11 protein-coding genes, 9 tRNA genes and 2 rRNA genes are annotated in these 13850 nt (G+C 40.8%); 21 read left to right on the top strand and 1 reads right to left on the bottom strand.

Annotated elements, in window-relative coordinates; all coding sequences use genetic code 11:
* From J7E52_RS13430 to rocF, 12 genes are all read left to right on the top strand, one after another.
* Nucleotides 1-168, top strand: a 23S ribosomal RNA gene (locus tag J7E52_RS13430); the annotation flags it as partial.
* A gap of 73 nt (nucleotides 169-241) precedes the next feature.
* A 5S ribosomal RNA gene (gene rrf / locus J7E52_RS13425) occupies nucleotides 242-357 on the top strand.
* Nucleotides 358-402: 45 nt separating this feature from the next.
* Nucleotides 403-477, top strand: a tRNA-Asn gene (locus tag J7E52_RS13420).
* 3 nt (nucleotides 478-480) lie between these two features.
* Nucleotides 481-553, top strand: a tRNA-Thr gene (locus J7E52_RS13415).
* Between the two features lie 31 nt (nucleotides 554-584).
* Nucleotides 585-659: transfer RNA gene (locus J7E52_RS13410), tRNA-Glu, on the top strand.
* A 10-nt stretch (nucleotides 660-669) separates the two neighbouring features.
* Nucleotides 670-745 (top strand) — tRNA-Val (locus J7E52_RS13405).
* Nucleotides 746-760: 15 nt separating this feature from the next.
* Nucleotides 761-836, top strand: a tRNA-Thr gene (locus J7E52_RS13400).
* 18 nt (nucleotides 837-854) lie between these two features.
* Nucleotides 855-938: transfer RNA gene (locus tag J7E52_RS13395), tRNA-Tyr, on the top strand.
* A gap of 104 nt (nucleotides 939-1042) precedes the next feature.
* Nucleotides 1043-1117 (top strand) — tRNA-Gln (locus tag J7E52_RS13390).
* A gap of 3 nt (nucleotides 1118-1120) precedes the next feature.
* A tRNA-Gly gene (locus J7E52_RS13385) sits at nucleotides 1121-1192 on the top strand.
* A 21-nt stretch (nucleotides 1193-1213) separates the two neighbouring features.
* Nucleotides 1214-1289: transfer RNA gene (locus tag J7E52_RS13380), tRNA-Ala, on the top strand.
* A 208-nt stretch (nucleotides 1290-1497) separates the two neighbouring features.
* On the top strand, nucleotides 1498-2400 hold the full coding sequence (rocF, locus tag J7E52_RS13375; protein WP_214747223.1) for an arginase: 903 nt from the start codon (nucleotides 1498-1500) through the stop codon (nucleotides 2398-2400).
* Nucleotides 2401-2537: 137 nt separating this feature from the next.
* Here rocF and J7E52_RS13370 read toward each other — a convergent pair whose 3' ends face one another.
* The gene (locus tag J7E52_RS13370; RefSeq protein WP_214747220.1) at nucleotides 2538-2723 is read right to left on the bottom strand and encodes an aspartyl-phosphate phosphatase Spo0E family protein; all 186 of its coding nucleotides are present in this window, start codon (nucleotides 2721-2723) and stop codon (nucleotides 2538-2540) included.
* Between the two features lie 172 nt (nucleotides 2724-2895).
* Between J7E52_RS13370 and sigW the strand changes: the two genes are divergently transcribed.
* From sigW to J7E52_RS13325, 9 genes are all read left to right on the top strand, one after another.
* Nucleotides 2896-3459: an RNA polymerase sigma factor SigW gene (gene sigW, locus J7E52_RS13365; protein ID WP_048685727.1), complete on the top strand. Its 564-nt coding sequence runs from the start codon at nucleotides 2896-2898 to the stop codon at nucleotides 3457-3459.
* A gap of 16 nt (nucleotides 3460-3475) precedes the next feature.
* Nucleotides 3476-4096 (top strand): anti-sigma factor family protein, encoded by a 621-nt coding sequence (locus J7E52_RS13360; protein WP_214747217.1) that lies wholly within the window; start codon nucleotides 3476-3478, stop codon nucleotides 4094-4096.
* A gap of 215 nt (nucleotides 4097-4311) precedes the next feature.
* A complete protein-coding gene (cdaA, locus tag J7E52_RS13355) occupies nucleotides 4312-5136 on the top strand; it encodes a diadenylate cyclase CdaA (RefSeq protein WP_137020543.1) in 825 nt (274 codons plus the stop codon).
* Complete coding sequence (locus J7E52_RS13350; RefSeq protein WP_214747214.1) at nucleotides 5129-6493, top strand: CdaR family protein; 1365 nt, start codon at nucleotides 5129-5131, stop codon at nucleotides 6491-6493. Before cdaA ends, J7E52_RS13350 begins: the two co-directional genes overlap by 8 nt.
* A 56-nt stretch (nucleotides 6494-6549) precedes the next feature.
* Complete coding sequence (gene glmM, locus J7E52_RS13345; RefSeq protein WP_214747212.1) at nucleotides 6550-7899, top strand: phosphoglucosamine mutase; 1350 nt, start codon at nucleotides 6550-6552, stop codon at nucleotides 7897-7899.
* Nucleotides 7900-8364: 465 nt separating this feature from the next.
* Nucleotides 8365-10167 carry a glutamine--fructose-6-phosphate transaminase (isomerizing) gene (glmS, locus tag J7E52_RS13340; RefSeq protein WP_214747209.1) on the top strand — a complete coding sequence of 601 codons (1803 nt, stop codon included), beginning with the start codon at nucleotides 8365-8367 and terminating at the stop codon, nucleotides 10165-10167.
* Nucleotides 10168-10525: 358 nt separating this feature from the next.
* A complete protein-coding gene (locus J7E52_RS13335; RefSeq protein ID WP_214747206.1) occupies nucleotides 10526-10897 on the top strand; it encodes an iron chaperone in 372 nt (123 codons plus the stop codon).
* A gap of 912 nt (nucleotides 10898-11809) precedes the next feature.
* On the top strand, nucleotides 11810-12295 hold the full coding sequence (locus tag J7E52_RS13330) for a hypothetical protein (RefSeq protein WP_214747203.1): 486 nt from the start codon (nucleotides 11810-11812) through the stop codon (nucleotides 12293-12295).
* A 378-nt stretch (nucleotides 12296-12673) separates the two neighbouring features.
* On the top strand, nucleotides 12674-13843 hold the full coding sequence (locus J7E52_RS13325) for an ATP-grasp domain-containing protein (RefSeq protein ID WP_214747201.1): 1170 nt from the start codon (nucleotides 12674-12676) through the stop codon (nucleotides 13841-13843).
* Nucleotides 13844-13850: the final 7 nt, after the last annotated feature.

Here is a 13850-nt window from a genome sequence, read left to right as displayed (position 1 = left end):
GACGGGATAAGTGCTGAAAGCATCTAAGCATGAAGCCCCCCTCAAGATGAGATTTCCCATGGCGCAAGCTAGTAAGATCCCTGAAAGATGATCAGGTTGATAGGTCAGAGGTGGAAGCGTGGCGACATGTGGAGCTGACTGATACTAATAGATCGAGGACTTAACCAACGCTTTAAAAAAATGAAATACCTTCTTATTATCTAGTTTTGAAGGAATGAAAATTCTTCAAAAATGAATATAGTCTGGCAATGATGGCGAAGAGGTCACACCCGTTCCCATTCCGAACACGGAAGTTAAGTTCTTCAGCGCCGATGGTAGTTGGGGGTTTCCCCCTGTGAGAGTAGGACGTTGCCAGGCTATTCATTTAAATCTTTAAATGGGTTTTAGGAAACATTATATTATTCCGCAGTAGCTCAGTGGTAGAGCATTCGGCTGTTAACCGAACGGTCGTAGGTTCGAGTCCTACCTGCGGAGCCATATGCTTCCATAGCTCAGTAGGTAGAGCACTTCCATGGTAAGGAAGAGGTCAGCGGTTCGAATCCGCTTGGGAGCTTCCCAATCTATCTATGAACACAAAAAAGTTCGGCCCGTTGGTCAAGCGGTTAAGACACCGCCCTTTCACGGCGGTAACACGGGTTCGAATCCCGTACGGGTCACCATTTTAAATCCGGAGGATTAGCTCAGCTGGGAGAGCATCTGCCTTACAAGCAGAGGGTCGGCGGTTCGATCCCGTCATCCTCCACCATTTTATTCTTTACTTGCCGGTGTAGCTCAACTGGTAGAGCAACTGACTTGTAATCAGTAGGTTGGGGGTTCAAGTCCTCTTGCCGGCACCATTTACAACCATATATTGCGGAGGGGTAGCGAAGTGGCTAAACGCGGCGGACTGTAAATCCGCTCCTTCGGGTTCGGCAGTTCGAATCTGCCCCCCTCCACCATTTTAATAAAATCCTGTGGATTAGTTATATATTCTCTGTATTGGGGAAATATATGATTACCACCTTTTTATTTTGTTGAACATTAATCATTACATATCTTATATTGGGCTATAGCCAAGCGGTAAGGCAACGGATTTTGATTCCGTCATGCGAAGGTTCGATCCCTTCTAGCCCAGCCATTTGCGGAAGTAGTTCAGTGGTAGAATACAACCTTGCCAAGGTTGGGGTCGCGGGTTCGAATCCCGTCTTCCGCTTAATAAATTTTTAATCCCTTAGGGGCCTTAGCTCAGCTGGGAGAGCGCCTGCCTTGCACGCAGGAGGTCAGCGGTTCGATCCCGCTAGGCTCCACCATCAACTACATACACCAAAACTTACGTCTTAAGCCAAAAATGGTTTAAGACTTTTTTTTGTTTAAGACATAATTGGGTAAACTAATCCCCAGAAAGATAGTATTTCACAAAAAACATATGTGATAGGAAAACGTGCATCTTTATACATGTAAATGTCGAGTTGAACCAATCGGCATATACGATATAAAATGGTGGAAAGGGGGAATTGTATGTCTATTCAGAAAATTTCCGTCATCGGGTTGCCTATGGACCTTGGTCAAGCAAGGCGAGGGGTGGATATGGGACCTAGTGCCATTCGCTGCGCAGAGATTGTCGAGCGACTTGAAAGGTTGAATATAGAAGTGGAGGATTTAGGGGATATAATTGTAGGGCGTCCTGAAAGTGCAGATGAGCCTGGGACAAATCTAAAAAACTTACAGCTTGTAGCAAAGGGTAACACCCTGCTTGCCACAAAAGTTGATGAAATAATAGAAGGAGGTTCCTTTCCGCTTGTATTGGGAGGAGACCATTCGATAGCTATAGGTACACTGGCAGGAGTCGCAAAGCACTATGAAAGTGTAGGTGTGATTTGGTACGACGCACATGGGGATTTAAATACGGAAGATACTTCACCATCAGGGAATATACACGGTATGCCCCTGGCTGTCAGTATTGGGCTGGGACATCCGGACCTAATCAATATCCATGGTTTTGCTCCAAAAGTGAAACCGGAAAACATCGTAATAATTGGGGCAAGGTCATTGGATGATGGGGAAAAAGAGCTTATCCGTGAGAAAGGGATTAAAGTATTCACGATGCATGAGATCGACCGCATGGGAATGACACGGGTCATGGAAGATTGCATTGATTATTTAAGGGAAAGAACGGATGGCGTCCACCTTTCATTGGATTTGGATGGAGTTGACCCAGCAGATGCACCCGGAGTGGGGACACCGGTGATTGGTGGTATAAGTTATCGGGAAAGTCATTTGGCCATGGAAATGCTTGCGGAATCCAACTTGATTACATCAGCTGAATTCGTTGAAGTGAATCCCATTTTAGATGAGCGAAATAAGACGGCGATCGTTGCCGTGGCCCTAATGGGTTCGTTATTTGGAGAAAAATTATTATAACTGAAAAAATAAAAGAAACAGTAACCGGCTTGTAATGGGTTACTGTTTTTTATATGCTAGAAGACGTAGGTTTATTTTCCAGGGTGTATGTAACAGGAACATATTTATAGATAGATGGTTGCACTCGTATATCCATATCACTTGAGAGCACGTCTGTCTGTGAGATCTTCATTTTTAGTTAAATGGATGTATTGGATGATTAAAGAATCCAGTTTGCTGCTAACTTCAACAACTTCATTATCCACCATCGAAGAACGGGAAGCCAAAAACATCATTTTCTGTCTGCATTGTTCAATATGGTCTAAAATTTGTTCAACAGTCATATAGAGAATCACTCCCTTGAATTTTACAATTTCTTACTATATAGCCCTGTTTTTTTTTTCTTAAACATAAAATGTAAAACTTTGTTAAAATTAATGTATTAAATTTTTGAAACCTTTTAGCTTACGATTCGTAGTAATCGTATAGCCGCATGAGCGGGGGTAATACCGGAAAATGGATGCACTCATTAAAGAGAGAATTAATCAAGTATTAAAGGGAGACCATAATGCATTTGGGGAAATTGTCGAAATTTACAAGGACAAAGTTTTCCAAATATGTTTCAGGATGCTCGGAAACAGGCAAGAAGCAGAAGATTTAGCACAAGAGGCCTTTGTAAGGGCCTACGTGAATATTCGGAGTTTCAATATAACAATGAAATTTTCTACATGGTTATATCGGATTGCGACCAATCTTTGTATTGACCGGCTTCGCAAGAAAAAACCGGACTACTATCTAGATGCAGAGGTGGCAGGAACAGAGGGATTGAATATGTATTCCCAAATTGCATCCGATATGGCGAAACCCGAGGAAGAGGTTGAATCTTTAGAACTACAGGAAACCATTCAAGTGGAAATAATGAAATTGCCCGAGAAATACCGATCTGTAATCGTATTGAAGTATATTGAAGAGTTGTCTTTAAAGGAAATCAGTGAAATACTCGATTTGCCGGTCGGTACGGTTAAGACAAGGATACATCGCGGTCGGGAAGCCTTGCGTAAACAACTACGCCATTTATAAAAAGAAGGTGAGAAAAATGAACTGCCATGAGGAAATCATTGAATATATGCATGATTATTTAGATGAGGACATCAAACCGGAGCATAAAGAAGTTTTACGGGAGCACTTGCATAACTGTGCTGAATGCCGGGATTACTTTCATGAAATGAAAAAGGCGGTCGCTCTTGTACAAAGCACTTCCCATATAAAGGCCCCGGATGACTTTACAGCAAAGGTTATGGCTCAATTGCCAAAGGAAACGAAAACAACAGGTGCCAAACGTTGGTTCAAAAGCCATCCCTTCATGACAGCGGCAGCGATGTTCATCATATTGATGACAGGATCTGTTTTTTCCACTTATAATCAGGACGAACATTTTTCAGTATCAAAGCAGCCTAGCTTAGTGGTCGAAGGTGAAACGGTGATTGTGCCTGAGGGTGAGACAATCAAGGGAAATGTGGTAGTTCAAAATGGTAACATTCAAATAGATGGTGAAGTAGAGGGAGATGTGACAGTCATAAATGGGCATAAATATATGTCTAAGGCAGGGAATGTGACTGGGAGCATCCATGTTATTGACCAAGCTTTTGAGTGGATGTGGTATAAAGTAAAGGACACTGCAACCTCGTTGGTTCCTGCTAAAGAGGAGAATAAGTAATAGAAGCTGGGAGGGGGCACCGTTTTTCATTTGCGGTGACTTCGCTCAGCTTTATTTTTTAAAGGGAAGGGGAACCATTTTTCATGATTCGTTTTTCCTATGTAAATTTCTCACACTAGTTTTTAGATGTATCATTTAAAAAATGGTATACTATTAAGGTTATCGTATAAAGATTGTAATTGGTATTTGGAGTAATACTGACTGGAGGAAACAACATGTCTTTAACCAATTTGACTGTTTGGGACTATGTAGTAAATTTCATTGATATTCTCCTTGTATGGTTTGTGATATATAAATTGTTAACTATTATTCGAGGCACGAAGGCTATTCAGCTGCTAAAAGGAATTTTTGTAATTGTCATTGTAAAAAGCTTAAGCAACCTGTTTGGTTTCAATACACTCGGATGGTTAATGGCACAAGTCATGAATTGGGGAGTATTGGCGATTCTCGTCATTTTTCAACCTGAACTGAGAAGGGCACTTGAACAATTAGGACGCGGGAAGCTCTTTGCAAGGGGCACCGTTCCAGAAGAGAATCAGCAAGAGCGTTTAGTCGAAGAAATCCTAAAGGCGTCCACCTATATGGCAAAAAGGCGGATAGGGGCCTTGATTACGATAGAAAAAGGTACGGAGCTGGGGGATTATGTTGAAACGGGGATACCCCTAAAATCCTATATTTCTTCAGAACTGCTCATTAATATCTTCATCCCTAATACGCCGCTCCATGATGGCGCAGTTATTTTGCAAAATAACCAGGTGGCGGCTGCAGCCTGCTATTTGCCATTATCAGAGAGTCCATTCATATCAAAGGAACTTGGCACACGGCATAGGGCAGCCATAGGCATGAGTGAAGTTACGGATAGCCTTACGATTGTCGTTTCAGAAGAAACGGGAGGGATATCCGTCACTAAAAACGGGGAACTTTACCGGGATTTGAATCAAGAATCATTTAAGGCCATGCTTACAAGTGAACTGGTAGTGGAAAACATCAAATCAACTTCCTCAAGCATCTTTAACTGGAGGGGGAAAAAGAATGGATAAATTCACCAATAGCGCTTGGTTTATGAGAATCGTAGCTTTTGCCTTGGCAGCACTTTTGTTCATTTCCATTAACTTTGAGATGGAGTCGGATAAAAAATCGCTTGGTTTATCGACAGCCCCTGAAATCAGTACGGAGACCATCGAAAATGTACCGGTTGAAGTGTACTATGACCGCGAGAATCTAGTGGTGAGCGGAGTACCGGAGACGGTTGATGTTACTCTTAAGGGAGCAAAAAGCCTGTTGATAAATGCGAAAAACCAAAGGGACTTTAAAGTGTATGTAGACCTTTCTGATCCTGCAATTTCAATGGGGGACAGAACTGTCACATTTAAAATAAGTGATTTGAATGAAAAGTTAGTGGCGACAATCGATCCGGAATATGCGGAAGTCAACGTTCAGGAACGGGTGACGAAGGAATTCTCCGTAGAAGCCGAGTATAATGGCTCTTTACTTGAAGAGGGATATACCGCTGGTCAGCCAACAGTCAGCCCGAAAACTGTCAAAATAACGGGTGCTAAAGATGCGATTGAACAAATTTCCTATGTAAAGGCAAACCTTGAAATAAGTAAGGGACTTAACGAAACGGTGAACGGCAAGGCAACCGTTAAAGCCCTAGACAGGGACTTGAATAAGCTGGATGTCACGATCGAGCCATCTTCCGTTGACGTTTCCTTAAAAGTGAGCATTCCTTCCAAGACGGTGTCGATAGCACCGAAGCAAACTGGCAAGGCTAAGGATGGCATCAGGATCACGAGTATGAGTGTCGACCCAAAAGAGGTCACCTTATTTGGTTCGGAAACGGATCTGGAGAAAATAGATGAAATAAATCTTCCTGTAAATATCTCGAAAATTGATGGTGATACAGAACTGGAACTCGATCTTAATAAACCGGAAAGTGTACAAAAAATGTCCTTGGGTAAGGTAAAGGTCAAGATTCGCACAGAGAAAGTTGATGTAGATGAAGAGAATGCAGAGCCAGTCGTAGAAGAGGAAGAACCAGAAACTGAAACTGAACAAAAACAAGAAGAACAAGTGGTCGAAGAAGAAGCAGAAAAAGATGAACCGGCTGCCATTGAGTCTAAAACATTCAACAATATACAAATAGTGCCTGTGGGCATACAGGATGACCAAGAGGCCGAATTGGAATCCGATGTAACTAGCATCACTTTGCTTGGTGAGGCGGATGATTTGAAGAAAATAACTAAAGACGACATTAATCTTACAGTAGATGTGAGTAATTTAGATGAAGGTACGCATGATGTGGATTTGGCGGTATCAGTGCCAGAGGGAGTGGAATGGGAACTGGATTCTAAAACGATTTCGGTCACCATCACACAAAAAGACGAAGAGACATGACCTTCCTTTAACATCATCATTTAATTCAGTAACGATTCGAAGAAGGAGCGATAAAGATGGGTAAATATTTTGGAACAGACGGAGTCAGGGGTATAGCGAATAGCGAATTAACACCGGAGTTGGCATTTAAACTAGGCCGTTTTGGTGGCTATGTTCTTACTAGAAATACAGAAAAACCCAAAGTGCTGATAGGGCGCGATACTCGTATTTCAGGTGAAATGCTGGAAGGTGCGCTTGTTGCCGGACTTTTATCCATTGGGGCTGAAGTGATGCGCCTTGGTGTCATTTCGACACCGGGAGTTGCCTATTTAACAAAGGCCTTAAGTGCTGAAGCAGGTGTCATGATTTCCGCTTCGCATAATCCGGTAGCGGATAATGGCATTAAGTTCTTTGGACCGGATGGGTTTAAGTTATCCGATGATCAAGAAGCCGAAATTGAAGCACTATTAGATATGGAAAAGGATGAACTTCCACGCCCGGTTGGCGGAGATTTAGGCCATTTGAACGATTATTTCGAAGGAGGGCAAAAGTATCTCCAGTACTTGAAACAATCAGTGGATGAAGACTTTACAGGCATTCATGTCGCTCTTGATTGTGCACATGGGGCGACATCTGCCTTGGCCATGCATCTGTTTGCAGATCTTGATGCAGACATCTCTACAATGGGGGCATCGCCCAATGGCTTGAACATTAATGATAAGGTAGGTTCCACCCACCCTGAAGCACTTGCTGAATTCTTAAAAGAAAAAGGTGCGGATGTTGGACTTGCTTTCGATGGTGACGGAGACCGTGTCATTGCAATAGATGAAAAAGGAAATATAGTGGACGGCGACCAAATCATGTATATTTGTGCGAAATACTTGAAAGAAAATAACCGCCTGAAACAGGGAACAGTGGTTTCTACGATCATGAGCAACCTTGGCTTTTATAAAGGTCTTGAAGAGCATGGTATACAAAGCGCCCAAACGGCAGTGGGGGATCGCTATGTGGTCGAGGAGATGCGAAAAGGCGGCTATAACCTTGGCGGCGAACAATCCGGACATATCATCTTCCTGGACTATAACACGACAGGTGATGGCTTATTGACGGGCTTACAGCTTGTGAACATCATGAGTGATACCCAAAAAACCTTATCGGAGCTTGCTGGCGAGATGAAGAAATATCCACAAACGCTGATCAATGTCAGAGTTACCGATAAACACGCTGTAACCGATAATGAAAAGGTACAGGAAGTCATCAAGGCAGTTGAAGGGGAAATGAACGGAAACGGTCGTATTTTGGTGAGACCATCCGGTACTGAACCGCTAGTCCGTGTTATGGCTGAAGCACCGACAGCTGAGGAATGCACTAATTATGTAGATCGCATCGTCGCAGTTGTAAGAGCGGAAATGGGAATAAACGAATAACCAATCCTATGCATAAAAGGAACGAAATTTCCTTTTATGCATATTTTTATAAAGAAGTTCTTTTTTTTAGGTCTAGGTAATAAAGAATTGACCTATGTCCCTTGTTTAAGGTATGATTATCCTGATTTACAACTCATATTCTGAAAAGGGTTGTGTTAAAAAGGAGGGTAGGCAAGGAGAAACGGATTCACAAAAGCGCCTGAACTAAGTCTGGACGAGAAATGGCTTAGTTGACGAGGAGGAGGTTTATCGAATGATCGGCGGATACCTCCCGGCTGAAGTGCACAGCCGCAGTAATTCCAATCTTAAAACAGTAGGGCAACTTACTGCACAAAGGGTTGGAAATGCACAAAGGGAAAAAGTGCTTTAAGGCATTTCCTTTATAAAAATATATATCAGAGATGAGGGGGCAGGGATGCCCCCGTGCATTCCTGTTCCCTCGAATCGGTTGGAGGAGCAGAAATTATGTGTGGAATTGTTGGATATATTGGACTTAACGATGCAAAGGAAATTTTATTAAAAGGTCTTGAAAAACTTGAATATCGCGGTTATGACTCCTCAGGGATTGCTGTGAGAAATGAAGCAGGCGTTACAATCTTTAAGGAAAAGGGAAGAATCGCGGACTTACGCGAAGCCGTTGATGAAAATACTATGGCACATACTGGAATAGGACATACGCGCTGGGCCACCCATGGTGTGCCAAGCCGTGAAAATGCCCATCCTCACCAAAGTAATTCAGGTCGATTGACTTTAGTTCATAATGGGGTCATTGAAAACTATGCGATTCTAAAACGTGAATATTTGAAGGATGTTGCCTTTAAAAGTGAAACGGATACGGAAGTCATCGTTCAACTCATAGAGAAGTTCGTAAACGAGGGCATGGAAGTGGAAGAGGCGTTCCGTCAAACACTCACTCTATTAGAGGGGTCATATGCCATTGCCCTATTGGATGCTGAAAACGATGAAACCATCTTAGTCGCAAAAAATAAAAGCCCGCTGCTAATCGGTGTCGGAAAAGACTTTAACGTTGTCGCTTCGGATGCAATGGCCATGTTGCAAGTCACAGATCAATTCCTTGAACTGATGGATAAGGAAATGGTTATCGTGACAAATGAAAAGGTAACGATCAAGAACCTTTCCAACGAAGAAGTTATGCGTGCTCCATACACTGCTGAACTGGATGCAAGTGATATTGAAAAAGGTACGTATCCTCACTATATGCTCAAAGAAGTCGACGAGCAGCCAGCGGTAATACGTAAAATCATTCAAGCATACCAAAATGAAGAAGGTAAACTTGCAATCGATTATAACATTACTGAGGCCGTAAGTGAGGCTGACCGTATTTATATCATTGCTTGCGGAACCAGCTATCATGCAGGGTTGATTGGTAAGCAATTCATCGAAAAAATGACTGAAATTCCGGTTGAAGTCCATGTGGCATCTGAATTCACTTACAATATGCCGTTATTATCGAAAAAACCGTTATTCATCTTCATTTCACAAAGTGGTGAAACTGCAGACAGCCGTGCCGTGTTAGTGTCCATCAAAGCGCTTGGTCATAAAGCCCTGACTATCACGAACGTACCTGGCTCTACATTGTCACGTGAAGCGGATTACACGCTCTTGCTGCATGCTGGCCCTGAAATTGCCGTTGCCTCTACAAAGGCCTACACAGCCCAAGTGGCAGTCTTATCGATCTTAGCGAATGTGACTGGCCAATTCCGTAACATGGAGTATGATTTCGACCTTGTAAAAGAGCTTGGAATCGTTGCGACGGCAATGGAAGCCCTATGTGATTCGAAAGAAGAGATGGAAGACATTGCACGTGAATATTTGTCAGTTACGAGAAACTGCTTCTTCATCGGCCGTTCCCTTGACTACTATGTTGTGCTTGAAGGGGCCCTTAAGCTGAAGGAAATTTCATACATCCAGGCGGAGGGCTTTGCTGGCGGTGAGCTTAAACATGGAACGATCGCCTTGATTGAAGAAGGTACACCTGTCATCGCCCTTGCTACGCAAGCGGGTGTCAACCTAAGCATCCGTGGTAATGTAAAGGAAGTGGTTGCCCGTGGCGCCAACCCTTGCATCATTTCCATGAAGGGGCTGGAAGAAGAGGATGACCGTTTCGTCATCCCGGAAGTGAATGAACTATTAACACCCCTTATCTCTGTTATCCCGCTGCAGCTCATTGCTTACTACGCAGCCTTGCACCGCGAATGTGACGTGGATAAACCACGTAATCTTGCGAAAAGTGTAACGGTTGAGTAAGTTGGAATGAATGCAATGTATGTTATGTAGATTTTAAAGTTTGACTGTTTATAAAAAAGTTGTGAAGCTTCACCCCTTTGGCTATGATTAGCTAAAGGGGTGTTTTTTTATGTCTAAAAGAACGAGAACCTCTCAAGTTGACAAGTGATTTAAAGCAGGCCGAGGAATAGAAATCGGTGGGCAATGTATATAAAGAATCCATCGGTAGGTAATCACGGCATCTTTAAGAGCATAATCCATAAGGCATTAAATTATTGATGATACGGATGATGTTTCGAATGGTTCAATTGATGAAATGGCGAATTGGCATGAAAAATTACATATTTCATAAATAATTATTAATTTTAGGAGGAATGACATGGAATCTTTTGCAGAATTTTTAGCGAATATTGATAACCCGCAACATAGGGACCGAACGGAAGAAGTTTTGGCTTGGGTAACTAAGAAATTTCCAAATTTAATGCCGAAAATTGCGTGGAATCAGCCTATGTTTACCGATCATGGCACATATATTATTGGCTTTAGTGTAGCCAAACATCATTTGGCTGTTGCCCCTGAAAAGGCAGGGATTGATCATTTTTCTGATGAAATCTTGCAGGCTGGCTATGATCATACCAAGCAGTTGGTACGTATCAAGTGGGATAGTCCGGTTGATTACTCATTACTTGAAAAAATGATCGAGTTTAATATTTTGGATAAGGAAGACTGTTCAACTTTTTGGCGGAAATAAAAAAAGCGGATTATTAGGTGAGCTGAACCCAATAGGCCTACTTACCTTTTTAAAAGTGTTTTAATCAAACTTTATTCTAAATCATCATGTTATGTAACATTGAAAATATCCCTTTAGATAATATTCTCTATAGGGGTATTTTTATGTCTAAAAAGAATGTCTACGATAGAGAAATGAATTAAAGATAACCTCGCTCTGGAACAGGTGCGGACTAAGAACAATGGGTAAGTTTCATTAGGCCAAAAGAGGAGTGGTGTGGAAACTCCTTATAATTGTAAGTTTGCTTTAATTAGATTATAATATCGGTATTTTTCTTTGTGCTTCAGCCTACTTTTATCCATTTTTTAATTTTAGATGTCCTGTTTATGAAAGATAAAAAAATTTGTTCATTTAGGTTAATAGTATCAATTGGGTCCAAACGTAAATTTAAAAAATAATTCTTGGATGAGTTACTCTATAAATTATTCGTCTAAAGCACATATATTAGGAGCGTGTGTTGAAAAAAAAGATTGATTAAAACACGCTCCTAATATATCAAGTTACTTTTTAATAAAGAAGTTTGTTCATTTCTATTCCATTATAGCGCCCGATTCTTGAAGATATGTCCTACAACGGGAACAGTGCAGATTAATAGCCTTGGTTTGAATATTACAAACCGCTTTTTTTATCCGTTATAGTAGAATACATATCCAGATAAAGTGGAGTTTTTAGTATGACGAATTAAATTTCTATCTATCATATACGACGCTTGTCCCTTGATTACCTGTACCTTTTTAGTTGCCCCTTCAGTTACGTAATCTAAGATACTCCAACCTTTCCAGTGCGGACTACCTTCGCAAATAAATCGTTCTCCATAAGCACATTTATACCAACCACCTAATTTCTTAATTAATGCTTGGGTTTTGTGGTCCCTTGTTACAGCAAAACCCTTACTATACAGCACTATATACCATTAAAGATCCATCCAATCCTCCAACTTTTGATGAAATAGCAGATAATATTAAAGGATATGTATCCGAAGAACAATTTAAAGCTGAAATCGCTGACCGTAAATATCAAATACCAGATCTGGTAGCAAAAGAACTTAAAAAAAGCATTGAAGTACTAGATGTGAATCTTGAAGAACAAAGTATAAATGAGAATGGAACAATAGATTACACATACACAACTGTATTAAAGGTGTATGATGAGAATTCCTCTAAAATTTATGAGAAAGAGGGAGAGCTCACAATATCCACCATAAATAATGAATTGAAAATCACTCGTGAATGGAGTAGAGGGGTTAAAATTGAGGGTAAAGGGTTATCTTTAATGAGTTATCCGCCATCCTTTTTGATTTTTCTTCTGACATATGTAAATACATCCTTTCTTGATATTTATTACAGGATAAGTATATAAAGAAGTTATGAATTGAATATGAACTCCTGAGCATTTTTTCTATTTAGTCTTAGTTATTCCACGAAAATTCGTGTGAACCTTTTCTGAATGATAAAGTTGAAAAAATGCGGCGGACACTTAAAATAGTGTCGGCTTTTTTTAATGAAGATACAAGAAAATTAAATATTCGATGGTATGTGTAAGGACCTCAAGGCTAGATCTGGGCTTTTTTTCATGTCCCAAATGACCATTATGTCAAGTGGTATAGGTAAAAAGGCACAGTTAAATCTTGCTTTTTAATTCCTTTTTAATAATAAATACCTATTTACGCTAAAAACTTACCGGTTTTAACCGATTAAATATGGAGATACAAAAAACAGTATAAGTTAGGTGGAAAAAATGATTATTTTGAATGAGTCCATTGTGTCGCCAATTCTTCTAAAGGTGTTAGAGGAAAGGCAAATTCCAGTATTGGAACAAGGGCAATGGGGAGACGGATTCACATCAGAAAAGCTAAACATTCAAAAGGATACCGAATTTTTCAAGTCCATGGAAATGGACAAAAGAATTCTAACAAACTCCGAAAATGGCATAACATTATTAGGTCATTTTCAACCGAATAGCAATGAATACATATGGTCAAAGTTATTGAAGGATAAGAGTCAGGTACGAAATTTGACGAAATCTATATATCCTGATTTCTATTTCCAAGATATTGATTTATCCATAATAAGTGACCTGGATAAAAATCAAATACCGTTTCCGGTAGTTATCAAACCCAATATTGGCTATTCAAGTGTAGGGGTGCACAAAGTCAAGAATGAGCAGGATTGGGATATAGCCGTGAACCAGCTTAAAGCGGATTTACTTCATTCGGATGGATTATATGATTCAGAGGTGATCGGTTCCCAGACCGTTTTAATAGAAGAGTGGATTCAGGGTGAAGAGTATGCCATTGATGGTTATTACAATCAAGATGGTGAACCGGTCATTTTGAATGTCTTCAAACGATTATTCAAGGATGATTACGATACTTCCGATCGAATTTATTATACTTCCAAGCTGGCCATTAATGAAATCTATCATGATGCACTAAAGTTCATGAGGAATATCCAAACGGTCCTTCCACTTAGGAATTACCCTGTACACTTTGAAATTCGCAAAAAAGGAAACCGGGTGATACCGATCGAAATCAATCCCTTGCGTTTTGCTGGGGCGGGTACAACGGATCTAGGTTACCATGCCTATGGAATGAATATGTACGAACACTATTTTTCTGGGACGAAACCCGATTGGAATCGGATATTGGAAGAGATGGACGATCATATATATAGCTTTTTCTTTGCAGAGGTTCCGCTGGAAATAAATCTGGAAGATGTTGCACGCATTGATCATGACGGACTTCGCCATGAATTCGAACATGTCATGGAATATAGGCAGCTTCCTTTGCAAAATGACCGGAGCATGGCAATCATCTTTTATAGAAGTGAGGATTTGAATAAAAATCTCCAATTGCTTCATTTGGACTTAATACCATATTTGACTATAAAACATCTGGTTTTTAACTAAGGGGGCA

The organism is Bacillus sp. ISL-34 (assembly GCF_018613325.1).
Taxonomy (GTDB): domain Bacteria; phylum Bacillota; class Bacilli; order Bacillales; family DSM-1321; genus Peribacillus.
The sequence above is the reverse complement of the archived record's forward strand: the minus strand, read 5'-3'. Positions and strand labels throughout refer to the sequence as shown.